The organism is Rhodococcus sp. H-CA8f (genome assembly GCF_002501585.1).
In the GTDB taxonomy this organism is placed as follows: domain Bacteria; phylum Actinomycetota; class Actinomycetes; order Mycobacteriales; family Mycobacteriaceae; genus Rhodococcus_F; species Rhodococcus_F erythropolis.
Genome location: NZ_CP023720.1, coordinates 4,412,998 through 4,435,346 on the forward strand (window position 1 = coordinate 4,412,998; position 22,349 = coordinate 4,435,346).

21 protein-coding genes are annotated in these 22,349 nt (G+C 63.0%); 7 read left to right on the plus strand and 14 right to left on the minus strand.

Going from position 1 to position 22,349, the window contains the following annotated elements; all coding sequences use genetic code 11:
* Window position 1: 1 nt before the first annotated feature.
* Genes CPI83_RS20400 through CPI83_RS20415 form a run of 4 tightly spaced genes read right to left on the minus strand, consistent with a single transcriptional unit; the run spans window position 2 to window position 5,260 of the window.
* Complete coding sequence (locus CPI83_RS20400) at window positions 2-1,600, minus strand: carboxyl transferase domain-containing protein (protein WP_003941989.1); 1,599 nt, start codon at window positions 1,598-1,600, stop codon at window positions 2-4.
* Window positions 1,597-2,745 (minus strand): acyl-CoA dehydrogenase family protein, encoded by a 1,149-nt coding sequence (locus CPI83_RS20405; RefSeq protein WP_007728404.1) that lies wholly within the window; start codon window positions 2,743-2,745, stop codon window positions 1,597-1,599. The genes CPI83_RS20400 and CPI83_RS20405 overlap by 4 nt, the downstream gene beginning before the upstream one ends.
* The gene (locus CPI83_RS20410) at window positions 2,742-4,463 is read right to left on the minus strand and encodes an acyclic terpene utilization AtuA family protein (RefSeq protein ID WP_020968977.1); all 1,722 of its coding nucleotides are present in this window, start codon (window positions 4,461-4,463) and stop codon (window positions 2,742-2,744) included. The genes CPI83_RS20405 and CPI83_RS20410 overlap by 4 nt, the downstream gene beginning before the upstream one ends.
* Window positions 4,460-5,260 (minus strand): TIGR03084 family metal-binding protein, encoded by an 801-nt coding sequence (locus CPI83_RS20415; RefSeq protein ID WP_020968976.1) that lies wholly within the window; start codon window positions 5,258-5,260, stop codon window positions 4,460-4,462. The genes CPI83_RS20410 and CPI83_RS20415 overlap by 4 nt, the downstream gene beginning before the upstream one ends.
* Window positions 5,261-5,369: 109 nt before the next feature.
* Here CPI83_RS20415 and CPI83_RS20420 point away from each other — a divergent pair, with 109 nt between their 5' ends.
* The 3 genes from CPI83_RS20420 to CPI83_RS20430 are packed head-to-tail and all read left to right on the plus strand — an operon-like array spanning window position 5,370 to window position 7,599.
* Window positions 5,370-6,170, plus strand: coding sequence for a crotonase/enoyl-CoA hydratase family protein (locus CPI83_RS20420; RefSeq protein WP_020906831.1), 801 nt, complete (start codon window positions 5,370-5,372; stop codon window positions 6,168-6,170).
* The gene (locus CPI83_RS20425) at window positions 6,167-7,027 is read left to right on the plus strand and encodes an EamA family transporter (RefSeq protein WP_020906830.1); all 861 of its coding nucleotides are present in this window, start codon (window positions 6,167-6,169) and stop codon (window positions 7,025-7,027) included. The genes CPI83_RS20420 and CPI83_RS20425 overlap by 4 nt, the downstream gene beginning before the upstream one ends.
* A 44-nt stretch (window positions 7,028-7,071) precedes the next feature.
* On the plus strand, window positions 7,072-7,599 hold the full coding sequence (locus CPI83_RS20430) for a gamma carbonic anhydrase family protein (RefSeq protein ID WP_003941993.1): 528 nt from the start codon (window positions 7,072-7,074) through the stop codon (window positions 7,597-7,599).
* 40 nt (window positions 7,600-7,639) lie between these two features.
* Here CPI83_RS20430 and CPI83_RS20435 read toward each other — a convergent pair whose 3' ends face one another.
* The 7 genes from CPI83_RS20435 to CPI83_RS20465 form a co-directional block, all read right to left on the minus strand.
* Window positions 7,640-8,626 (minus strand): pirin family protein, encoded by a 987-nt coding sequence (locus CPI83_RS20435; RefSeq protein ID WP_020968973.1) that lies wholly within the window; start codon window positions 8,624-8,626, stop codon window positions 7,640-7,642.
* A 20-nt stretch (window positions 8,627-8,646) separates the two neighbouring features.
* Entirely contained in the window at window positions 8,647-9,120 is a 474-nt protein-coding gene (locus CPI83_RS20440; RefSeq protein WP_020906828.1) for a MarR family transcriptional regulator, read from the minus strand.
* Complete coding sequence (locus tag CPI83_RS20445) at window positions 9,107-10,201, minus strand: LLM class flavin-dependent oxidoreductase (RefSeq protein ID WP_020906827.1); 1,095 nt, start codon at window positions 10,199-10,201, stop codon at window positions 9,107-9,109. Before CPI83_RS20445 ends, CPI83_RS20440 begins: the two co-directional genes overlap by 14 nt.
* Before the next feature lie 147 nt (window positions 10,202-10,348).
* On the minus strand, window positions 10,349-11,881 hold the full coding sequence (locus CPI83_RS20450; RefSeq protein WP_003942006.1) for a DHA2 family efflux MFS transporter permease subunit: 1,533 nt from the start codon (window positions 11,879-11,881) through the stop codon (window positions 10,349-10,351).
* Window positions 11,878-12,348: a MarR family winged helix-turn-helix transcriptional regulator gene (locus CPI83_RS20455; protein ID WP_003941890.1), complete on the minus strand. Its 471-nt coding sequence runs from the start codon at window positions 12,346-12,348 to the stop codon at window positions 11,878-11,880. The genes CPI83_RS20450 and CPI83_RS20455 overlap by 4 nt, the downstream gene beginning before the upstream one ends.
* Before the next feature lie 89 nt (window positions 12,349-12,437).
* A complete protein-coding gene (locus CPI83_RS20460) occupies window positions 12,438-13,403 on the minus strand; it encodes an NADPH:quinone oxidoreductase family protein (RefSeq protein WP_097387638.1) in 966 nt (321 codons plus the stop codon).
* A 79-nt stretch (window positions 13,404-13,482) separates the two neighbouring features.
* Window positions 13,483-14,139, minus strand: a complete 657-nt coding sequence (locus CPI83_RS20465; RefSeq protein ID WP_019744300.1) for a TetR/AcrR family transcriptional regulator — start codon at window positions 14,137-14,139, stop codon at window positions 13,483-13,485.
* A 65-nt stretch (window positions 14,140-14,204) separates the two neighbouring features.
* Here CPI83_RS20465 and CPI83_RS20470 point away from each other — a divergent pair, with 65 nt between their 5' ends.
* Window positions 14,205-15,194 carry an NAD(P)-dependent alcohol dehydrogenase gene (locus CPI83_RS20470; protein WP_097387639.1) on the plus strand — a complete coding sequence of 330 codons (990 nt, stop codon included), beginning with the start codon at window positions 14,205-14,207 and terminating at the stop codon, window positions 15,192-15,194.
* A gap of 44 nt (window positions 15,195-15,238) precedes the next feature.
* Window positions 15,239-15,997 carry an acyl-ACP thioesterase domain-containing protein gene (locus CPI83_RS20475; protein WP_020906825.1) on the plus strand — a complete coding sequence of 253 codons (759 nt, stop codon included), beginning with the start codon at window positions 15,239-15,241 and terminating at the stop codon, window positions 15,995-15,997.
* On the opposite strand, the gene CPI83_RS20480 is transcribed toward CPI83_RS20475, so the two are convergent.
* On the minus strand, window positions 15,994-16,194 hold the full coding sequence (locus CPI83_RS20480; RefSeq protein WP_003941897.1) for a hypothetical protein: 201 nt from the start codon (window positions 16,192-16,194) through the stop codon (window positions 15,994-15,996). The two genes, CPI83_RS20475 and CPI83_RS20480, sit on opposite strands and share 4 nt — an antisense overlap.
* A gap of 73 nt (window positions 16,195-16,267) precedes the next feature.
* Between CPI83_RS20480 and CPI83_RS20485 the strand changes: the two genes are divergently transcribed.
* The gene (locus CPI83_RS20485) at window positions 16,268-16,765 is read left to right on the plus strand and encodes a histidine phosphatase family protein (protein WP_007728426.1); all 498 of its coding nucleotides are present in this window, start codon (window positions 16,268-16,270) and stop codon (window positions 16,763-16,765) included.
* A 13-nt stretch (window positions 16,766-16,778) separates the two neighbouring features.
* Here CPI83_RS20485 and CPI83_RS20490 read toward each other — a convergent pair whose 3' ends face one another.
* Complete coding sequence (locus CPI83_RS20490; protein WP_097387640.1) at window positions 16,779-17,786, minus strand: LLM class flavin-dependent oxidoreductase; 1,008 nt, start codon at window positions 17,784-17,786, stop codon at window positions 16,779-16,781.
* 88 nt (window positions 17,787-17,874) lie between these two features.
* Here CPI83_RS20490 and CPI83_RS20495 point away from each other — a divergent pair, with 88 nt between their 5' ends.
* Window positions 17,875-18,261, plus strand: coding sequence for a glyoxalase superfamily protein (locus CPI83_RS20495; protein ID WP_003942070.1), 387 nt, complete (start codon window positions 17,875-17,877; stop codon window positions 18,259-18,261).
* 64 nt (window positions 18,262-18,325) lie between these two features.
* Here CPI83_RS20495 and CPI83_RS20500 read toward each other — a convergent pair whose 3' ends face one another.
* Window positions 18,326-22,282: a DNA-directed RNA polymerase subunit beta' gene (locus CPI83_RS20500; protein ID WP_019744304.1), complete on the minus strand. Its 3,957-nt coding sequence runs from the start codon at window positions 22,280-22,282 to the stop codon at window positions 18,326-18,328.
* Window positions 22,283-22,349 lie beyond the last annotated feature (67 nt).

Here is a 22,349-nt window from a genome sequence, read left to right on the forward strand (position 1 = left end):
CTCACATACGGAAGACGCCGAAGTTCTCGGTGCCTTCGATCGGGGCGGTGGCAATGGCCGACAGGCACATTCCCACCACGGTGCGGGTGTCTCGGGGATCGATGACGCCGTCGTCGTACAGACGCCCGGACAGGAACATCGGAAGTGACTCGGCCTCGATCTGGTTCTCGATCATCGCGCGCATGCCGGCATCAGCCTGCTCGTCGAAAACCTGGCCGCGGGCCTCGGCAGCAGCGCGTCCCACGATGGAGATGACGCCGGCGAGCTGCGCACCGCCCATGACGGCGGACTTGGAACTGGGCCAGGCAAAGAGGAATCTCGGATCGAATGCCCGTCCGCACATGCCGTAGTGACCGGCGCCGTACGACGCTCCGAGCAGGATCGAGATGTGCGGAACCTTGGAGTTGGCAACCGCATTGATCATCATCGATCCGTGCTTGATCATGCCGCCCTCCTCGTACTCCTTACCCACCATGTAGCCGGTGGTGTTGTGCAGGAACAGCAACGGCGTGTTGGAGCGGTTGGCAAGCTGGATGAACTGCGTTGCCTTCTGGGACTCTTCGCTGAAGAGAACTCCACGTGCGTTGGCCAGGATGCCGATCGGGTAACCGTTGAGTTCGGCCCAGCCGGTCACGAGGGAGGAACCGTAGAGCGGCTTGAACTCGTCGAAGTCGGAACCGTCGACGATACGGGCGATGACCTCACGCGGATCGAACGGAATCTTCAGGTCGGCCGGAACGATGCCGAGCAACTCTTCCGGATCCTCGAGCGGTTCGATGATCTCCGCGCGAGGCGCCGGCCCCTTCTTGGTCCAGTTGAGTCGCTTGACGATCGAGCGACCGATGCGGATCGCGTCCTGCTCGTCGGCTGCGAAGTAGTCAGCCAACCCGGACTTGCGAGCGTGCATTTCGGCGCCGCCGAGTGCCTCGTCATCTGATTCCTCACCGGTGGCCATCTTGACCAGCGGCGGGCCTGCGAGGAACACCTTGGAACGTTCCTTGATCATCACGACGTGGTCGGACATGCCCGGGATGTACGCGCCGCCGGCAGTCGAGTTACCGAAGACCAGTGCAATGGTGGGGATACCGGCTGCGGAAAGCTGTGTGAGGTCACGGAACATACGCCCGCCCGGGATGAACACCTCCTTCTGCGTCGGCAGGTCTGCACCGCCGGACTCGACCAGCGAGATGACGGGAAGGCGGTTCTGCATGGCGATGTCGTTGGCGCGGAAACCCTTACGCAGCGTCCACGGATTGCTGGTGCCGCCGCGCACGGTGGGATCGTTGGCGACGATCAGGCATTCGACACCTTCGACGACGCCGATACCGACCACGGTGCTGGCTCCGACCGGGAAGTCACTCCCCCACGCAGCGAGGGGACACAGTTCGAGGAACGGTGAATCCTGATCGAGCAGGAGTTCGATCCGCTCGCGTGCCAGGAGCTTTCCCCGCTTGTGGTGCCGCTCGGTGTACTTCTCGCCGCCACCCGCCAACGCCTTGGCGTGCTCGACCTCGATCTCGGCGAGCTTGGTGTTCATGGTCGATGTTGCGGTCTTGTACACCTCGGAATTGGTGTCCAGTGTTGACCGGATGACACTCATGACTGATACCCCAATCGCTTGGCCGCGAGGCCGGTGAGGATTTCGGTGGTTCCGCCACCGATTCCCAGAATTCGCATGTCCCGGTACTGCCTCTCCACTTCGCTTTCCTGCATGTATCCGAGGCCGCCGAACAGCTGAACGGCTTGGTTCGCAACCCATTCGCCCGTCTCGACTGCCGTGTTCTTCGCAAAGCACACCTCGGCGATCAGGTCGCCGTCACCAGCCATGTACCGCTCGATCACCGAGTGGGTGTACACCTTGGCGACGTCGATCTTGCGGGCCATCTCGGTGACGGTGTTCTGCACGGCCTGCCGACTGATGAGGGGCCGACCGAAAGTTTCGCGGGCGCGGCACCATTCGAGGGTCAGCTCCAGGCAACGTTCTGCACTGGCATACGCCTGCGCGGCGAGGGCGACCCGCTCGGAGACAAATGCCTGGGCGATCTGCGCGAAGCCGCTGTTCTCTGCGCCGACCAGATTCTCCACCGGAACCCTCGCATCGACAAAGGACAGTTCCGCGGTATCGGATGCGCGCCAGCCCATCTTCTCGAGTTTGCGCGAGACGGTGAATCCCGGTGTGCCCTTCTCGATCACGAGCAGTGAGACACCACCCGCGCCGGGGCCACCGGTGCGCACTGCGGTAACGACGAAGTCGGCTCGAACGCCGGAGGTGATGAACGTCTTGGCGCCGTTCACGACGTAATGATCGCCGTCGCGCTTGGCTGTGGTTGTCAGGTGCCCGACGTCGCTGCCTCCGCCGGGCTCGGTGATGGCGAGCGAGCCGATCTTGTCGCCGCGCAGGGTCGGCTTGACCCACTTCTCGATCTGCGCCTCGTCGCCGGCCGCAATCAGGTGCGGCACCGCGATGCCGCAGGTGAAGAGCGAAGCGAACAGCCCGCCCGACGCACCTGCCTGATGCATCTCCTCACAGATCACGATGGAGTCGACGGCGTCGCCGCCCTCACCGCCCGCCGATTCGGGAGCACTGGCGCCGAGCAGCCCGAGAGCGCCTGCCTTGCGGTGCAATTCGCGCGGAATCTCGCCGTCGCGCTCCCACTGCGTCAGATGCGGCAGAATCTCCTGGTTCACGAATCCGCGTACGGTCTCGCGAAGCGCAAGCCTTTCCGGTGTGGTCCACACGGTCACCGTGAATCCTCTTTCTCGTCAGTTACGGGGAGTAGCGAAATCGGGATGTCGATGTGGCGCGAACGCAGCCATTCACCAATCCCCTTGGCCTGCGGATCGAACCGGGCCTGCGAGGCAACACCCTGACCGAGGATTCCCTCGATCACGAAGTTGACGGCACGAAGGTGCGGAAGCTGGTAGCGAGTGACGTTCAGGTCTGCTGCTTCCGGTAGCAGTTCCTTGAGCATTTCGACGGTCAGAGTGTGCGCCAACCACTTCCACTGATCGTCCGTGCGAACCCAGACGCCGACGTTGGCATTTCCACCCTTGTCGCCACTACGGGCACCGGCAATCGTGCCGAGTGGCACCGAAAGCGAAGACTGTGGCGGCAACGGCTCCGGACGCTCAGGTTCGTCGACGGCTTCGAGGTCCTGCGTCAGCGTCGACGGAGCGATGTCCACGCGAGTGCCGTCGGGCAGTACGGCCACGTGCGGCACCGATCCCGCGTCGACGTAGCCGGGGGTGAACACTCCGTACGGTTGTCCGTTGCTCGGCGGCGCGGTCAGCGAGAAGCCTGGGTAACTGGCGAGTGCCATTTCCACCGCAACCGCAGAGAAGGGACGACCGATCACCTTGGGATCGGAATCGCGAACCACGCAGCGCAGCAACGCACTCGCGGTTTCCTCGGTGTCGGAATCCGGGTGATCCGTGCGAGCGAGAGTCCAGACCAGTTCGGCGGGCTTCTTCGTCAGCCAGGATTCGAGTTGAGTCTTCGCCAGATCCGCTTTGGCCTCGATGTCGAGACCCGTGAGGATGAACGTGGCCTCGTTGCGGAACCCGGCCAGCGTGTTGAGTGAGACCTTGTACTGCGGCGGCGGAGCCTCGCCCGTGACTCCGCTGATCAGCACCCGATCCGGGCCTTCCTGGGTGAGCACCGCGTTGTCGATGCGGGTGGTCACGTCCGGGCCTGCGTAGCGTCCACCCGTGATCTCGTACAGCAGCTGCGCCGTCACGGTGCCGACGCTCACCTCGCCGTCCGTACCGGCATGCTTGGTGATGACCGAAGATCCGTCCGCGTTGATCTCGGCGATCGGGAAGCCAGGACGGCCCAGATTCGGAATCTCGGTGAAGAACGCGTAGTTGCCGCCGGTGGCCTGGGTTCCGCACTCGATGACGTGGCCCGCCGCGACAGCACCGGCCAGCTGATCGAAATCATCTCGCTTCCAACCGAAATGGTGAGCGGCGGGACCGACGATCACCGAAGCGTCGGTGACACGTCCGGTGACCACGACATCGGCGTCGGCCGACAATGCTTCGACGATGCCCCAGGCGCCGAGGTACGCGTTGGCCGTCAGCGGGGAGCCGAGTCCGAGTTCGTCTGCCCGAGAGACCAGATCGTCGCCCTCGACGTGGGCGATCTTCGCGTTCAACCCCAGCCTGGTGTTGACCTCGCGCAGCGCGTCGGCCAGTCCAGCCGGGTTGAGACCGCCGGCATTCGCGACGATCTTCACGCCCTTGTCGAGCGCAAGTCCGAGGGTGTCTTCCACCTGTCGCAGGAACGTCTTCGCGTAGCCGAGTGACGGGTCCTTCATCCGGTCCCGTCCGAGGATCAACATCGTCAGTTCGGCAAGGTAGTCGCCGGTCAGGTAGTCGAGTTCGCCGCCCTCGAGCATCTCGCGCATCGCCGAGACGCGGTCGCCGTAGAAACCGGAGCAGTTACCGATCCGTACCGAACTCATTTATCCACCTTCGCTTCTCGTGCGGCTCGTCCCTCGCCGCTGGGTCCGGCAAATGCCTGCGCGAACCCGAGCCACTCGTCCGCGTCGGCACCAACGGCAACCAGATCGAGATCGGCGCGATTGGCACGCTGAGTGACCAGCAAACAGAAGTCCAATGCGGGCCCGGTCACCTTCTGCGGTGCATCTTCCGGCCCCCAGGTCCAGAGCGAACCGTCCGGCGCCGTCAACTCAACCCGGAAATCGTCGGCGGGCGGCGTCTTCTCGTTGACCGAGTACGCAAAGTTCCGCGTACGGACACCCAGATGAGCGATGTTCTTGATGCGCGCCGTCGGGGCTCGCTCGACGCCGAGCGCGTCGGCAACGTCCTGCCCGTGCGCCCACGTCTCCATCAATCGCGCAGTTGCCATGGACACTCCGCCCATAGGCGGGCCGTACCAAGGAAACTTGGTACCGGACGGGGCGGCGGTGAGAGCCTCGACGAGAGCGGTGCGCCCCGCTCGCCAATCGGCGAGCAACTCCGCCGGCGGGCGGGCCGCCTGCTCGGCAGCACCGTCGTCGACAAATCCCGCCGGATTCACGAACGCCGCCTTCAACTGCTCCGCAAACCCGTCCGGGTCGGTGATCGCCAGGATCGCAGCACTGTCCGTCCAGTGCAGGTGCCCGATCTGATGCGCGACGCTCCACCCTTCCGCCGGCGTCATGGTCGCCCACTTCTCCTCGGGCAGATCCGCAACCAGGGCGTCGAGGCTCTCGCCTTCGGCCCGCAAGTCATCGATGAACGTCTGAAGTTCGGCCATGCGACCAGCATCACACCCGGGTCCATAAAAATCAAGCACGAATGATTGTTATTGAGAAATCTTGTGGTGAGAGACTGAGCTCAACTGCCATCGACTACCAGGAGCACCCATGAGCGACGCCGTACTGATCTCGCGAACCGGCGATGTGGTCACGTGGACCCTCAATCGCCCGGACACCCGCAACGCGATCTCCGAGATCGACATGATCGAGGCCCTCGAAGACGCGGTCACCGCAGTCAACCGAGATCAGAGTGTGCGAGCGGTCATCCTCACGGGGGCCGGGTCGGCTTTCTCCTCCGGCGGCAACGTCAAACACATGCGAGACAAGGAAGGCATGTTCGGTGGTGCTCCCGGCGAGATCCGCCAGGGCTACCGGCACGGCATCCAGCGCATTCCGCTCGCGCTGTACACATGTGAGGTGCCGACCATCGCAGCCGTCAACGGCCCGGCCATCGGAGCGGGCTGCGACCTCTCCCTCATGTGTGACCTCCGCATCGCCTCGACCGCCGCAGTCTTCGCCGAGAGCTTCGTCAAGGTGGGACTCATCCCCGGCGACGGCGGAGCCTGGCTGCTCCCCCGCGCGATCGGCAACGCCCGCGCCGCCGAGATGGCGTTCACCGGCGAACCCATCGATGCTGCGAAGGCACTCGACTGGGGTCTGGTCTCGCAGATCACCGAACCCGAGGAATTGCTTTCCGCAGCGCACGCTTTGGCAGCTCGAGTAGCCGCCAATCCCCCGCAGGTACTCCGCATGACCAAGAAACTCCTCCGCGAAGGCCAGCACCAGAGCCTCGAGAGCCTGCTCGAACTCTCGGCCGCCATGCAGTCGATCGCCCACCACACCCGAGATCACCACGAAGCCGTCGCCGCGATGCTCGAGCGTCGAAGTCCCGAGTTCACCGGAGAATGAAGGCGGGCAGTCAGCTACTGCCGGTCGGCGCGGTCCTCACCTCGATACTGTCGCTCCAGTTCGGAGCGGCATTCGCGACGACATTGTTCTCGCAGATCGGGCCCGCCGGAGCCACGACGCTTCGGCTGACGATCGCTGCGATCATCCTCGGCGTCATCGTCCGTCCGCGATGGAGCAGGTGGTCGAACCGGCAACGCAAAGGCATCTTCGCGCTGGGCATCGCCCTCGCCGTGATGAACGGCGCCTTCTACCTCGCCCTCGACACGGTGCCCATCGGCACCGCCGTCACCATCGAGTTCCTCGGACCGCTCACCCTGGCCGCAGTTCTGTCTCGTCGGTGGGCCGACGGAGCGTGGGTACTGCTCGCCTTCGGCGGAGTGTTGCTGCTCGGGTTAGGCGATCACGGCGAATCCGGATTGGACCCGATCGGGGTGATGTTCGCGTTGATCGCCGCGACTGCGTGGGCCGGCTACATCGTGGCCGGTTCCCACCTGGCCGCGACGCTCCCGAGCGCCGACGGGTTGGCAGGCGCAAGCATCGTCGCAGCCGTATTGACGCTCCCCTTCGGCGTTGTCTCGGGCGGAAGCGAACTGCTGGATCCGAAGATGCTCGCCGCAGGCGCCGCCGTCGCCATCCTCTCGTCCGTCATCCCGTACAGCTTGGAAATGTGGGCGCTGCGCTCCTTGGCCAAGAAGGTCTTCGCGGTCCTCATCGCCCTCGAACCGGCAGCGGCCGCACTGGCCGGAGTCCTCGTGATCGGGCAAACGCTCGACGCTTTCACACTCGTCGCCATCGGACTGGTGGTGACCGCGGGTGTCGGGACGGTAGTCATGAATCGAAAGTCCACACCGAAATAGTCCAGGTACCGTCAGAGCACGTCATTCCAACGCACAGGAGAACCATGACCAACCCGATCATCGCCACCGTTCTCGGTAACACCCCGCAGATCGACGAAAGTGCATTCATCGCACCCAACGCCACCGTTGTCGGCGCTGTGACCATCGCTGCGGGAGCCAGCATCTGGTACGGCGCGGTTATCCGCGGCGACGCCGAATCGATCTCCATCGGCGCTGACACCAACATTCAGGACAACTGCACCGTGCACGCCGACCCGACGTTCCCCGCAGTGCTGGGCGAGCGAATCTCGGTCGGCCACAACGCAGTGCTGCACGGGTGCACCGTCGAAGACGACGTTCTCGTCGGTATGGGTGCCGTGGTGCTCAACGGCGCACACATCGGTTCGGGATCACTGATTGCAGCCGGTGCGGTCGTGTCTCAGGGGATGCAAATCCCGCCTGGATCACTGGTCGCCGGCGTGCCCGCCAAGGTCAAACGTGAACTCTCCGAAGGCGAAAAGGCCGGTATCACCGCCAACGGCGCCGGCTACATCATGCTCGCGAAGGCTCACCAGGACATCGAACAGGCCTGATCGAGACGATGCTCGCGGCTGGCAGCAGCAACAGCAGCGACTAGCCTCGGGGCCGCAACGTACTGTTCGGCAACTCGGGTGCCGGGAGCGCCGGGCCGTCGTATCCCGGCACGACGCCGAAACGCTGGTCCGGGACGCTGCCGTCGAATCCGGAGGCCAGCTCGGCCTGCCACTTGCGTCGATACTCGACGATCTCTTCGTGGGTACGACCCATGAAGTTCCACCACATGATGACCTGCTCGCCCAACGGTTTCCCGCCGAGCAGTAGCAGTCGAGCCGGTTCGGATCCCGGATTGCGCAAAGTCAGTTTTCCGAAACCTGGTGCTTGATAACCCAACTCGGCCCAGCCGACGGTGGTACCACGCAGAACAACCGATCCTTGATCGACGATCACGCCGTGCTCATGTGAACGATCGACATCGAGGGCGATCTCGGCCCCAGGATCGAGAATCACCTCGGCACCGAGTAATTCGGTGAAGGTAGACACCGGAGACGTTTCACCGGCGAGCGAGCCGAGGAACACACTGAGCGTGACACCATCGGTGGTCACCGGCTCCGGTCGATAGTGAACGAACGCGGGTGCGGTATCGCGCGCCGCATCCGGCAGCGCCACCCACAACTGCATCCCGTGCAGAACCTTCGTATTCGGCGTCGACACCTCGGAGTGCGCGATCCCACTCCCGGCCGTCATCAAATTCAGTTCACCCGGCCGCACCATCGCATGGGAACCGATGCTGTCACGGTGCTCGATCTCTCCGGTGAACAGCCAACTCACCGTTTGCAATCCGGTATGCGGATGCGGCGGCACATGCATGCCCGGTCCTGAGCCGACGTCATCCGGACCGTAATGATCGGCAAAACACCATGCCCCGATCAGCGAACGCTCGCGTTGCGGAAGGGTGCGACGCACTCGCATCGCCCGCGGGCCACCGAGCGGTACGTCGCGCGGGGTGAGAATCTGAATCTCGCTCTCCACCGGATGGCCTTCGCATTCCTGCTCGACGGGCTGCGCTTCGAGGTTGCTCATATCGTCCATCCTGCCTCTAGTCATGACTGCGCGAGACGCAGACGCGTGCACAATTCGGCCAACATTCGAAGTTCATCCGCGTCCAGGGCCGGTCCGACGTGGCGACGAATGCTCGCCGCATGACGGCGACCCACTGATTTCTGCAGCGCTGCACCCGCTTCGGTGAGCTGCACGATCGTTCCGCGGCGATCCTGTGGATCAACACTTCTCGATACCAGACCTTCGCCCTCCAACCGTTCTACCAGGCGGCTGAGCGACGGCTGGCTCAACAGGATCTCGCGATTCAGATCATGCAGGCGAAGTGAACTACTCGGTGTGAGGCTCAATGTGAACAGCACGTCGTACTCGCGCATCGACACCTGATCCCAGACGTCGTCGGCAGAGAGCCGCCGCAGTACCGACACCTGGGCGCGAAACAAGGCTTCCCAGGCGTCGGTGGCGAGTTCGGTGGTGCTGACCGGAACCTCAGGCGGTTGCTCGTCAGGCAGTGACACTGCTTGCCTCACGAGCCGCCTTCATCGACGCGTGAGTGGGCGGGTTGTCCGGCACATGTGCGGGCCGCCTGGCCGCGAACTCACGGCGCAGAACCGGAACAACTTCCTCACCGAGCAGATCGAGCTGCTCGAGCACCGTCTTGAGCGGCAGCCCGGCGTGATCCATCAGGAACAGCTGGCGCTGGTAGTCACCGAAGAAATCGGCAAACGCCAACGTCTTTTCGATGACCTGCTCAGGGGAACCGACGGTCAGCGGCGTCTGTTCGGTGAACTCTTCGAGTGAGGGCCCGTGGCCGTACACCGGAGCATTGTCGAAATACGGACGGAATTCCTTGACCGCGTCCTGACTGTTCTTGCGCATGAAGACCTGACCACCGAGACCGACAATCGCCTGATCCGCGGAGCCGTGGCCGTAATGCTCGTAACGCTGGCGGTAGAGATTGATCAGCTCGATGTAGTGCTCTTTCGGCCAGAAGATGTTGTTCGCGAAGAATCCGTCGCCGTGATACGCCGCGATCTCCGCGATCTCGGGGCTGCGGATCGAACCGTGCCACACGAACGGCGCGACGCCGTCCAGCGGGCGCGGGGTGGACGTGAATCCCTGCAGCGGTGTGCGGTACTCCCCTTGCCAGTTCACGACCTCCTCGTCCCAGAGCCGGCGAAGAAGTTGATAGTTCTCGAGCGCCAACGGGATACCGGCGCGAATGTCCTTGCCGAACCACGGGTACACCGGCGCGGTGTTTCCGCGTCCCATCATCAGATCGACACGCCCCTCAGCGAGGTGTTGAAGCATCGCGTAGTCCTCGGCGATCTTCACCGGGTCGTTGGTGGTGATCAGCGTCGTGGACGTGGAGAGCGTGATCTTCTCGGTCTGGGCCGCGATGTATCCGAGCATCGTGGTCGGAGATGACGGCACGAACGGCTTGTTGTGGTGCTCGCCGGTCGCGAAGACGTCGAGACCGACTTCCTCGGCGTGCTTGGCGATGGTCGTCATGGCCTTGATGCGCTCGTGCTCTGTCGGGGTCTTACCCGTCGTGGGATCAGTGGTGACGTCACCGACCGTGAAGATTCCGAACTGCATGGTTGCTCCTCCGCGAACTAGATCCATGCGTTTGCATGTAACTGATCAAACATTCAACCATCCAGCTGTATTCCACGGCAAAAAGATGAGGGCGGCACACAAGATGTGTGCCGCCCTCATCTGGACGAACGATCTACCGAAAAGCGGTCAGTGCATAACGATCGGCGTTGCCGTCTCGCCCTCGGCCACCGGCCTGGTGGTCTTGCTCCGCGGCAGGAAGAACGCCGGGATGAGGGTCAGGACGATCAGCACAGTGGCAACGAGGAAGGTGTTGCCGAAGGCATCCGACGCCGCACTGAGAATCGAATTCGCAGCAGACTCCTGCGGACTTCCCGGCTCGGTCGGAATGTGCGACGCCGCACCGACCATCGTCGTATCGAGGCCACGATCGAGAAGCTGGTTGGTCAAGACCACCGACATCACGGCGGTACCGATCGAACCTGCAGTCTGCTGAACGATGTTCATCAGAGTGGAACCGCGAGCGATCTGCTCGTTGGAGAGCGTCACGATAGCTGCGGTCATCAGCGGCATCATGGTGCAACCCATACCGAGGCCCATGACGAACAAGGCGCCCATCAGCAGCCACGTCGGGGAATCCGAGGCAACCTGTGTGAACACACCCAAACCGATGAGAATCAGCGGCAAACCGGTCAGGACGATCTTGCCCGGGCCGATCTTGTCGACCAGTCGACCAGCGATCGGCATGGTGACCATAGCGCCCAGACCCTGTGGAGCCATCAACAATCCGGCCGCGAGCGTGGTGTGCCCGCCGACCTGAATGAAGTAGCTCGGGAACAGCAACCCGGCGCCCATGAACGCGACGATGAACAGCGACGTCGTGATGACGGCGGTGGTCAACTGACGGTTCTTGAACAGGTGCAGGTCGATCAGCGGGTGATCCTTGTTGAGCGCGTGGAACACGAAGGCGATGATCAGTGCCAGACCGATACCGGCCGACACCAGAACTCGAGCCGACGCAACGGTTCCCACCTCAGGGATGGACGACACACCGAACAGGAACAGCGCCAGACCGGGCGACAGCAGGATCATGCCGAGGAAGTCGAAGGACTCCGAAGGCTTCGCCTTGTCGGACGGCAGAATGATGAACGCAGCAGCCAGAGCGATGATGCCGATCGGCAAGTTGATCAGGAAGATCCAGTGCCAGCTCGCGGCCTCGATCAGCCAACCACCGAGAATCGGGCCGCCGATAGGACCGAGCAGCATCGGGATACCGAGAACTGCCATGACACGACCGACACGGTCCGGACCGGCGGCCCGGGTCATGATCGTCATACCGAGCGGCATCAACATGCCGCCGCCGAGACCCTGGAGCACGCGGAAGCCGATGAGCGAGGTGATGTCCCACGCCATCGCACAAGCGACCGAACCGAGCACGAACAGCACCAGGGCCGTCATGTACAGGCGCTTGGTGCCGAAACGGTCGGCAGCCCAACCGGTAACCGGAATGACCGTCGCCAAGGCGAGCGTGTAGGCCGTCATCGTCCACGCGACGGTGGCGTACGAAGTTTCGAAGTCCTCGGCAAAAGTGGTGAGCGCGACGCTCACCACGGTTACGTCGAGAATCGACATGATGGCGCCGAGCACCACCACGGAAGCGATCTTGAGGACCGCCCCGTCAAGTTTGTCGGACGCCGGTGCCGGCGCGTTCGGCGATGTCATCGCGAAGTCTCCTGGTTAAGTGCTCGCAGATAGTCACCCGCGAGAATGGGCTTGAGAGCCTCGAACAAACGAATCCGCTCTGGCTCAGGAACACGCGACGCGAATTCGCGAAGCTGGCCGCGCTTGCACTCGATGTGGTTGGTCGTCACCTTACGACCGGCCTCCGACAAGGAAACCCGCTTGACGCGTCGGTCCCGCTCGTCTTCACGGCGATCGACCAGACCCATGTTCACGAGCTGATCGATGTTCCGCCCCGTAGCTGCCACCGAGAGCCGAAGCTCGTCGGCAACCTCGTTGATCGGGATCGCCGCATCACGTTGTGCAAGTACGAACAGCACACGCACCTGAGAGAACGAGAGATCCAGTTCGATCAACGCATCGATCGACTCCGAATCACCGGCGCTCATCAGGCGAGTGAACAACTCGTCGAGTGCTCCATACAGGTCATCAGAATCGGAAGCGATCACCTGGCAAATGGTAGTGCGGTTGCAACTATTGCCCAAATGAAAACATGTTGCAACTTATTATTTGGTGAGCACCATCACGTTGCGAAGAATCATTCCTGCAGCAAGATGGCCTTTCCGAGAACTTTGCCGCTTTCGAGATCAGCCAGGGCAACTGCTGCGTCGGCAAGCGGATACCGTGCCTTGACCAGCGGACGCAAGCCGTTCCGGACGTGTTCTACCAGCGATGCATGCACCTCGGCTACCGCTTCGGGATTGGTGCGCGTGAACTCGCCCCACGCCGCGCCGACAATGCTGATGTTGCGGAACAGCACCCGGTTCACCTTGACCTGAGGAATGCCGCCGCCGGCAAAACCGATAACCACAAGACGCCCCTCCGGCGCCAGAACCCGGACCGCGTCGTCGAACGCATCCCCGCCTACCGGATCTACCACGATCTGAGCGCCGATGCCGTCGGTCAGTTCCCGAATCCGCTCTCCCCATCCCGGAGCCAGCGCGACAACCTCGTCGGCACCGAGTTCACGCAAGAAGTCCTCGACGCCTTCGCGTCGTACCACGGCGATCACCCGGGCACCGTGCGCCTTGGCCAGCTGGATGGTTGCCGTTCCGACTCCGCCCGCAGCGCCGAGCACGACGACCGTCTCCCCCGCGACGATCTTCGCGCGACGAGCCAGCGCGAACTCCATCGTCTGATAGTTGATGATCAGAGAGGCCGCCTCGTCGAAGGCGAGTCCGTCCGGAATTCGGAGTACCTGCGCCGGGTTGACGGCAATCCGCTCTGCATAGCCGCCCAGATACGCGGCCGCGAGAACACGATCGCCCGGAGCGAAACCCGACCCTTCCGGCGCGGAGACCACGACGCCCGAGATCTCTGCGCCGGGAATGAACGGCGGTTCCGGGCGGATCTGATACTTGCCGTAGGTGATGAGTAGGTCCGGAAAGCAGACGCCACTGGCCTTCACATCGATGAGAACAAGACCTTCGGCTGCGGGCTCGGGAACCTCCTGCGCGACAATTCCTTCAGGACCGGACAGTTCCGTAACCACCATGGCGCGCACAGAAAGCTCCTCTTCGGGACATCTGAAGTCTGGACCGGTAACCCGGTTTTCTCGACTTTAACCCGGTACTCACGTCAGATCATCGTTCGCTCCCGATGTGCAGACGTTCGAGTCCGTCGAGAATCAGATCAAGACCGAAAGCGAATTCGGCGGCGTAGCTGTATCCCGGAGCTAGGACGTGCTCGGTGGTCAGCTCGGCCAGGTGCGGATACTGACCGCTCTCGAACGAGCCCATGATCGCCTTCGCCAGTTCCGTCGTTTCCTGCGCTGTTTCGAACGGCAAGCTCACCTCTTGCAGCACGAAGCCGTAGATGTACGCATCCATGATCGAAAAGGCATGCGCAGCAAGGGCGACCGGAAAGTCGGCAGCGCGTAGTGTTCCGATGACGGCGTCGTGGTGGCGCAGGGTCGCGGGGCCAGGCGTCGTTCGGGACTCCATCAACGGAGTTGCCCACGGGTGCCTCCCCAGCACCTCCCGAGTCGATACCGCTCGCGCGTGAACTTCCGTTCGCCACGGCAGTCCCGGCGTCGGAAGATCGATCTCCGCAAAGACCGCGTCGACCATTCCGTCGAGCAGATCCCCCTTGTCCGAAACATGGTTGTACAGAGACATCGCCTCGACTCCCAGTTCGGTCCCCAGCTTCCGCATGGTCATCGAGTCGATTCCGACGGAATCTGCAAGCGCCACGGCAGCGCGTACGACGTGATCTCGGGTCAATCTTGTGCGCTTCTCCACATTGACAGAACTTACACCGTAAGTGCAATACTTACGGTGTAAGCATTCGACGAACGGAGACTCGCATGCCGCAGGAACTGATGACCGCCGTCGTACAGGATCGCTACGGCGAAGCCGACGTTCTCTACCTCGACCACATTCCGCGCCCCACTGTCGCCGACAACGAAGTGCTGATTCGCGTCGAGGCCGCGTCCATCGACCGCGGGGCATGGCATCTCATGGCCGGACTGCCATATCCGTTGCGCCTCGCGGGTTTCGGACTGCGCAGACCTGAGAACCGGGTCCGCGGACTGGACGTTTCCGGCCGAGTCGAGGCCGTCGGCAGTTCGGTGACCCGCGTGGCAGTCGGCCAGGAGGTATACGGGATCGCGGTCGGTTCGTTTGCGGAGTACGCGTGCGCACTCGAGACGAAGATTGCTGCAAAACCTGCCCGGTTGTCGTTCGCACAAGCAGCAGCGGTGCCGGTCTCCGGCCTCACAGCGCTGCAAGCCGTGCGCGACCACGGCCGCGTGCAGGCCGGGCAATCCGTCCTCGTTCTCGGTGCATCCGGTGGCGTCGGGATCTACGCGGTGCAGGTGGCGAAAGCCATGGGCGCGCTCGTCACCGGCGTATGCAGCACCTCGAAAACCGATACCGTCCACTCCCTCGGTGCCGACGAGGTTCTCGACTACCGCGTCGACGACGCCACCGACGGATCGCATCGGTACGACGTCATCATCGACACCGGCGGCAACCGCCGACTGCGAGATCTTCGACGGGCGCTCACACGCACCGGAAGGCTCGTGATCGTGGGCGGCGAGAACGGCGGACGGTGGCTCGGCGGAATCGATCGCCAAATCCGCGCACTGTGCTTGTCTCCGTTCGTATCTCAGAAGCTCGGGTCTTTGATGGCTTCGGAGAACGCCGAGGATCTGGAGGTGCTGACGGCAATGATCGACGCAGGTGTCATCACCCCGGTGATCGACTCCGTTCATCCCCTTGCCGACACCGCCGTCGCCGTGGCACGAATGGTCGACGGTTCCGGCTGCGGAAAGCAGATAATCGCCACTCGCTGAAAAGCCTGACAGAATCGGCTCACTCCAGCGAACAGGAATCTCACGTGAACCCAGATCTCACGCTCGCGCCGCAGCCAGACAGAGGACCGATCTTCGTCAAGTCCCGCCCGGTCCGCACCGGCGACATCGACGTCGCCAAGCAGGTCAGGCTCGACGCCGTCGCCCGTTATCTGCAGGACATCGGCAACGACAACATCGAAGCCGCCGGCGCCATCGACACTCATCCGCTCTGGATAGTGCGTCGTACGGTCGTCGATGTCGTACGCCCGGCGATCTGGCCGGAAGAGTTGACGATGACTCGCTGGTGCTCCGGCTTCTCCACGAGATGGGCGAACATGCGCGTGCGCTTCGACGGCAGCAACGGCGCGCTGATGGAAACCGAAGGCTTCTGGATCAACATCAGCGCCGAGTCAGGCATGCCCACCAGGATGAGCGACGACTTCATGCGGCCGTTGGAAGAATCCACCGACGAGCATCGCCTGAAGTGGAAGCGTGTCCTCGCCGAGAACGCACCGGAGGCAGACGACGCGGGTGTTCTGGACACGCCGTTCGCTCTGCGCGCCACGGATATCGACCCGTTCGACCACGTCAACAACGCCGTCTACTGGCAGGCAGTCGAAGAGGTCCTCAGCGCGCGCACCGAACTGCGTACAGTTCCGCATCGAGCACTGATCGAGTACCTCTCCCCCATCGTCTCCAGCGACGACGTCGTCCTGCGCAGCCGCGTCGACGACAAGACCGTCACGGTCTGGTTCCTGGTCGGCGAAGCGCTCCGCGCAGTTGCGCAGGTGAGCGCCCTCTAACGCAGTTTCTGGGTCGCGACAGCCGCGACACCGAACACCAACGCAAGAAGAATCGCGGCCCAGAAACCGAAGAGCCACCACACCACGCCGAACACGACCACTGCCGGGGCAACGGTGATGAAAGCGATGGTGGGGCTTTCGCGTACCACCTCGAGTGCAGTTCGGGCATTAGTTCGATCGAGCTTCTTACCGGCCATCGAAAACCTCCTTCAAGGTCCTGACCATCCAGAGTAACCGGACTGACGGGCACAAAGCGGATACCGTGAACGCATGGCCGACCACCGCACCCTCGTCCTCATGCGACACGGCAAGTCCAGCTACCCCGAGGGCATCCGTGATCACGAGCGTCCGCTCGCCGAACGGGGCCTGCGCGAGGCCCGCATCGGCGGCGAATGGATCCGCGAAAACGTCCCGCCCGTAGACGCCGTTCTGTGCTCCACCTCCCGGCGCACCGTCGAAACCCTTGCCTCGACGGGAATCGAAGCTCCCGCCGGATTCGAGAAGTCCATCTACGGCGGCTCACCCGCAGACGTCATTGCAGCTGCGCGAACCACGTCCGACCACGTCAAGACGCTCCTGATCGTCGGACACGAACCCGGAATTCCCTGGACTGCACTCGATCTCGCATCGAACGAAAACTCCGAAGCGGCCCAACGTATCCGCGACAAGTTCCCGACTTCGGCGATCGCCGTCCTCTCCGTACCGGTGCCGTGGACCGAACTCGACGACTCCGTCGCCACTCTGCTCGAGTTTCACGTGCCTCGTTAGATCAACCACACCGCTAAAGCACCTCACGTAGCAGTCGGTCCGAAAGTGCAAGCGCGTCAAGGTCGTACGTCGACGTCGACGCCAGCACTTCGTCGGCACCGGTCCGCTCGGCGAGATCGTGAAGCTGTTGTTTCACCTCGACAGGTGTGCCGTGCAGCGCCGACGCCATGAACGACTCGATACGCCTGGCATTTCGATCACTGCGCGGGGCGCACCTGATCTCGTCCAGCGACGCGAGCGGCGGAAACTCCCCCGTCCGTGACGATTCTGCGAGCGCGTATGCCTCCGGGATCAGCAACTCACGCGCCTCGTCGGTGGTATCGGCAACCGCCACTTCGAGAGAAACCACCACATAGGGTTCGGGATGAGCGTCGGTGGCCCGGAAAGCTCGGCGGTACTCGTCCAATGCATCCACCCGGTCGGTGCTCCCGGTTCCGAGTATCGGCCCACCCACGACCACCGGAAGCCCCAGTTGCGCTGCCACTTTCAAACCTGTACGCGTCGCGAGTACGAAGATCGGCACCCCGGTCTCCGACGCCGGCCGTGCCGTCACTGCCGCGGATCCGTCCAGATAGCGCCTCACCTCATCGATATCTGACGCAAACGTGTCCGGAGCATCCTTGCTGCGTCGTAGTGCCTGACGAACAGGCTCCGTGAATCCCAGCGATCGGCCGAGGCCGAGATCGATTCGCCCCGGGTACAGAGCCTCCAGCATCAAGAACTGCTCGGCGACGATCAGCGGTTGGTGATTCGGCAGCATGACCCCACCGCTCCCGAGTCTGATATCGCGCGTATGCGCGCCGATCGCGGCAAGCAGTACTGCCGGCGACCCGCTCCCGATCCCGGGCACCGCGTGATGCTCGGCCACCCAGAACCGGTGGTAGCCGAGAGCGTCGGCGTGCGCGGCGCGTTCGACGGAATGCGTCAGAGCTGCGGAGTCGGGGTATCCGCTCCTGGTTCGGGATCGGTCGAGCAGTGAGAGAAGCACTCTCGGAGCAACAAGAAATTCGGAAAGTTTCATCCGGACGCCTAATGAGGACCGTTTCTGACCGCAATACCCGCAACACTGGACCTGTCGCCGGAATCCACCATCACATGAAGGGCACGTCATGGACATCAAGCTCGAACTGGTCGCCATTCCCGTCACCGACATCGACCGCGCCAAGGACTTCTACGTCCGCCTCGGCTTCAACGCCGACCACGATCACACGGTCAGCGAGGACCTGCGCTTCGTCCAGCTGACCCCACCCGGTTCGGCCTGCTCGATCTGCATCGGCAAGGGAATCACCGACGCCGAGCCCGGTTCCGTCGTCGGCATGCAGGTAGTGGTCAAGGACATCGAAGAGGCTGAGCGCGAGTTCAAGAGCCGCGGCATCGACATCAGCCCGATCGACGACCAGGCTTGGGGCAGATTCATCTACTTCGCCGACCCCGACGGCAACAAGTGGGCTGTCCAGGAGATCGTCATCCCGGACCTCAGCGGCAGCAACTCCTGAAGCGAGCGAGATGAAAAATCCCCCCACTTCTTTCGAGGTGGGGGGATTTTCTACGAACTAACGCTTAGCGGTAGTCGTTGCTGAAGCCGTAGTCGTCCAGCGGAACTGCAGCACCGGTGTTCTGGCCGAAGCCGTCCGGGCTGTAGTACTGGTCGTCGTACGACGGCACTGCGTAAGCAGCGGCGCGTGCCTCTTCGGTGGGCTGAACCTGGATGTTGCGGTAACGGTTGATACCGGTACCGGCAGGGATCAGCTTACCGATGATGACATTTTCCTTCAGACCGATCAGCTTGTCCGAGCGGCAGTTGATAGCCGCGTCGGTCAAGACACGAGTGGTCTCCTGGAACGATGCCGCGGACAGCCACGAATCCGTCGCGAGCGACGCCTTCGTGATACCCATAAGCACCGGACGGCCGGCTGCGGGCTCGCCACCCTCGGCGACAACGCGGCGGTTTGCCGACTCGAACTCGGCGCGCTCGGTGAGCGAACCGGGCAGGAACTCGGTGGCACCGGAATCGATGATCGTCACGCGACGAAGCATCTGGCGCACGATGACCTCGATGTGCTTGTCGTGGATCGACACACCCTGGCTCCGGTACACCTCCTGGACCTCGTTGACCAAGTGGATCTGAACCTGACGCGGACCCATGACTCGCAGGACCTCGTGGGGATCGGCAGCACCTTCCATGAGCTGCTGTCCGACCTCGACGTGGTCACCGTCAGCCAAGAGGCTTTCGCGACCGTCGGCATGCTTGAAGACGCGCAGACGCTGACGCTTGCTGAGCTTGTCGTAGACAACCTCTTCGCCGCCGTCGTCCGGAACGATGGTGATCTTGTAGAAACGATCGCCGTCTTCGAGCTGTACCCGACCGGTGACGTCCGCGATGGGAGCCTTGCCCTTGGGCACACGTGCCTCGAACAGCTCCTGGACACGCGGCAGACCGCCGGTGATGTCATCTCCTGCGACACCACCCTGGTGGAAGGTACGCATGGTCAGCTGGGTACCGGGCTCACCGATCGACTGTGCGGCGACGATACCGACAGCCTCACCGATGTCGACCAGCTTGCCGGTGGCCATCGAACGGCCGTAGCAAGTGGCGCAAACGCCGGTGCCGGTGGTGCAGGTCAGGACCGAGCGGACCTTGACCGTCGTGATGCCGGCTTCGAGCAGAGCATCGATCGCGGGGTCACCGAGATCGTGGCCACGCTCGACGATGACGGTGCCGTTCGCGTCGACTGCATCGGCCGCCAAGGTACGGGCGTACGTGCTGGTCTCCACGTGAGCATCGCGGATCATCGTGCCGTCGGCCTGCTTCTCGGCGATCGTGGTGACGATGCCGCGCTCTGTTCCACAGTCGACCTCGCGGACGATGACGTCCTGCGAAACGTCCACCAGACGACGGGTCAGGTAACCCGAGTCGGCGGTGCGGAGTGCGGTATCGGCCAGACCCTTACGAGCACCGTGCGTGTTGATGAAGTACTCGAGAACGGTCAGGCCTTCCTTGAAGGAAGACTTGATCGGACGCGGGATGAACTCACCCTTCGGGTTTGTCACCAGACCCTTCATACCGGCGAGCGAGCGAACCTGAGTCATGTTGCCGGCTGCGCCGGACTTCACGATCATCGGGATCGGGTTGCTGTCGGGGAAGTGAGCCTCCATGGCCTTGCCGACCTTGTCGGTCGCTTCCTGCCAAATGGTGACCAGAGCGCTGTTGCGCTCCTTCTTGTCCAGAGCACCACGCTGGTACTGCTTCTCGATCTTGTCGGCCTGAGCCTCGAAGTCCTCGATGATGGCAGGCTTCTCCGGCGGCACGAGCACGTCGGAAATCGAGACCGTGACACCCGAACGGGTGGCCCAGTAGAACCCGACGTCCTTGAGCTTGTCGACGGTCTGAGCAACCACGATCATCGGGTACCGCTCGGCGAGATCGTTGATGATCGTCGCCTGGCGCTTCTTCGGCATCTGCTCGTTGACGAACGGGTAGTCCGCCGGAAGCAGCTCGTTGAAGAGCACACGGCCGAGTGTCGTGGTGGCGGTCCAGCCGTCACCGTATTTCCAGCCCTCGGGGAACAGTTCGTTCTCGAGGTCGCGCGGCGGACGCTGCTGCGTCAGACGCACCTTGATCTGAGCCTGAACCGAGAGCGCGCCGCGATCGACTGCCATCTGAGCCTCGGCGGGCGAGGAGTACACGCCCTGCTCTGCCTCGTCGTTGGTCGGAGCAACGAGCTCACCGGTGACACCCTCGTCGAGACGGGTCAGGTGGAACAGACCCGTGACCATGTCCAGACGCGGCATGGCGAGCGGGCGACCCGAAGCAGGCGAGAGGATGTTGTTCGAGGACAGCATCAGGATGCGGGCCTCGGCCTGAGCCTCTGCCGACAGCGGGAGGTGAACAGCCATCTGGTCACCGTCGAAGTCGGCGTTGAAGGCCTCACACACCAGCGGGTGGAGCTGAATGGCCTTGCCCTCGACGAGCTGCGGCTCGAATGCCTGGATACCCAGACGGTGCAGCGTAGGTGCACGGTTGAGCAGCACGGGGTGCTCGGCGATGACCTCTTCGAGGACGTCCCACACCTGGACGCGCTTGCGCTCGACCATGCGCTTGGCCGACTTGATGTTCTGCGCGTGGTTGAGATCGACCAGACGCTTCATCACGAACGGCTTGAACAGCTCGAGAGCCATCAGCTTGGGCAGACCACACTGGTGCAGCTTGAGCTGAGGACCGACGACGATCACGGAACGACCCGAGTAGTCGACGCGCTTACCGAGCAGGTTCTGACGGAAACGACCCTGCTTGCCCTTGAGCAGATCGCTCAGGGACTTCAGCGGGCGGTTACCCGGTCCGGTGACCGGACGTCCACGACGACCGTTGTCGAACAGGGCGTCGACCGACTCCTGCAGCATCCGCTTCTCGTTGTTGACGATGATCTCGGGAGCACCGAGGTCGATCAGTCGCTTGAGGCGGTTGTTGCGGTTGATGACGCGGCGGTACAGGTCGTTGAGGTCGGACGTCGCGAAACGTCCACCGTCGAGCTGAACCATCGGGCGAAGCTCCGGCGGGATCACCGGAACAGCGTTGAGGACCATGCCCATCGGCGAGTTGCCGTTGGTCTGGAATGCCGCAACCACCTTGAGGCGCTTGAGTGCACGCAGCTTCTTCTGGCCCTTGCCGCTGCGGATGGTCTCGCGGAGAGACTCTGCCTCGGCGTCGAGGTCGAAGTTCTGCATCAGGATCTGGATGGACTCTGCGCCCATCGCACCCGTGAAGTACTCGCCGTAACGGTCGACCAGCTCGCGGTACAGGAGCTCGTCGATGATGAGCTGCTTGACGCTCAGCTTGGTGAAGGTGGTCCAGATCTCGTCGAGACGATCCAGCTCACGCTGCGCGCGGTCACGGAGCTGACGCATTTCGCGCTCGCCGCCGTCCTTGACCTTGCGGCGGACATCGGACTTCGCGCCCTCTGCCTCGAGCTCGGCGATGTCGGCTTCGAGCTTCTGCGCACGTGCCTCGAGATCGGCATCGCGCTGATCTGCGACGGTCTTCTTCTCGACCTGCATCTCGGCTTCGAGGGTGGACAGCTCGTTGTGACGGAGCTCCTCGTCGACGCCGACGATGACGTAGGCAGCGAAGTAGATGATCTTTTCGAGATCCTTCGGAGCCAGGTCGAGCAGGTAACCGAGACGGCTCGGAACACCCTTGAAGTACCAGATGTGCGTGACCGGTGCGGCCAGTTCGATGTGACCCATACGCTCACGACGAACCTTGGCGCGAGTGACCTCGACGCCACAGCGCTCACAGATGATGCCCTTGAAGCGGACACGCTTGTACTTACCGCAGTAGCACTCCCAGTCCCGGGTGGGGCCGAAGATCTTCTCGCAGAAGAGGCCGTCCTTCTCGGGCTTGAGCGTGCGGTAGTTGATGGTCTCCGGCTTCTTGACCTCGCCGTAGGACCAATTGCGGATGTCCTCTGCACTGGCCAAGCCAATGCGGAGTTCATCGAAGAAGTTGACGTCGAGCACGTAACTTCCTTTCCCCGTTGGGGTTACGGTTGCCGGTCACCCGGCAACCTGACTGCCAATTCAAATG

Excerpts from the sequence above, each read along its gene's own strand:
- CPI83_RS20400 (WP_003941989.1), bottom strand. The coding sequence starts at position 1,600 with ATGAGTGTCATCCGGTCAACACTGGACACCAATTCCGAGGTGTACAAG.
- CPI83_RS20410 (WP_020968977.1), bottom strand. The coding sequence starts at position 4,463 with ATGAGTTCGGTACGGATCGGTAACTGCTCCGGTTTCTACGGCGACCGC.
- CPI83_RS20415 (WP_020968976.1), bottom strand. The coding sequence starts at position 5,260 with ATGGCCGAACTTCAGACGTTCATCGATGACTTGCGGGCCGAAGGCGAG.
- CPI83_RS20420 (WP_020906831.1), top strand. The coding sequence starts at position 5,370 with ATGAGCGACGCCGTACTGATCTCGCGAACCGGCGATGTGGTCACGTGG.
- CPI83_RS20425 (WP_020906830.1), top strand. The coding sequence starts at position 6,167 with ATGAAGGCGGGCAGTCAGCTACTGCCGGTCGGCGCGGTCCTCACCTCG.
- CPI83_RS20430 (WP_003941993.1), top strand. The coding sequence starts at position 7,072 with ATGACCAACCCGATCATCGCCACCGTTCTCGGTAACACCCCGCAGATC.
- CPI83_RS20435 (WP_020968973.1), bottom strand. The coding sequence starts at position 8,626 with ATGAGCAACCTCGAAGCGCAGCCCGTCGAGCAGGAATGCGAAGGCCAT.
- CPI83_RS20445 (WP_020906827.1), bottom strand. The coding sequence starts at position 10,201 with ATGCAGTTCGGAATCTTCACGGTCGGTGACGTCACCACTGATCCCACG.
- CPI83_RS20450 (WP_003942006.1), bottom strand. The coding sequence starts at position 11,881 with ATGACATCGCCGAACGCGCCGGCACCGGCGTCCGACAAACTTGACGGG.
- CPI83_RS20470 (WP_097387639.1), top strand. The coding sequence starts at position 14,205 with ATGCCGCAGGAACTGATGACCGCCGTCGTACAGGATCGCTACGGCGAA.
- CPI83_RS20480 (WP_003941897.1), bottom strand. The coding sequence starts at position 16,194 with ATGGCCGGTAAGAAGCTCGATCGAACTAATGCCCGAACTGCACTCGAG.
- CPI83_RS20485 (WP_007728426.1), top strand. The coding sequence starts at position 16,268 with ATGGCCGACCACCGCACCCTCGTCCTCATGCGACACGGCAAGTCCAGC.
- CPI83_RS20490 (WP_097387640.1), bottom strand. The coding sequence starts at position 17,786 with ATGAAACTTTCCGAATTTCTTGTTGCTCCGAGAGTGCTTCTCTCACTG.
- CPI83_RS20495 (WP_003942070.1), top strand. The coding sequence starts at position 17,875 with ATGGACATCAAGCTCGAACTGGTCGCCATTCCCGTCACCGACATCGAC.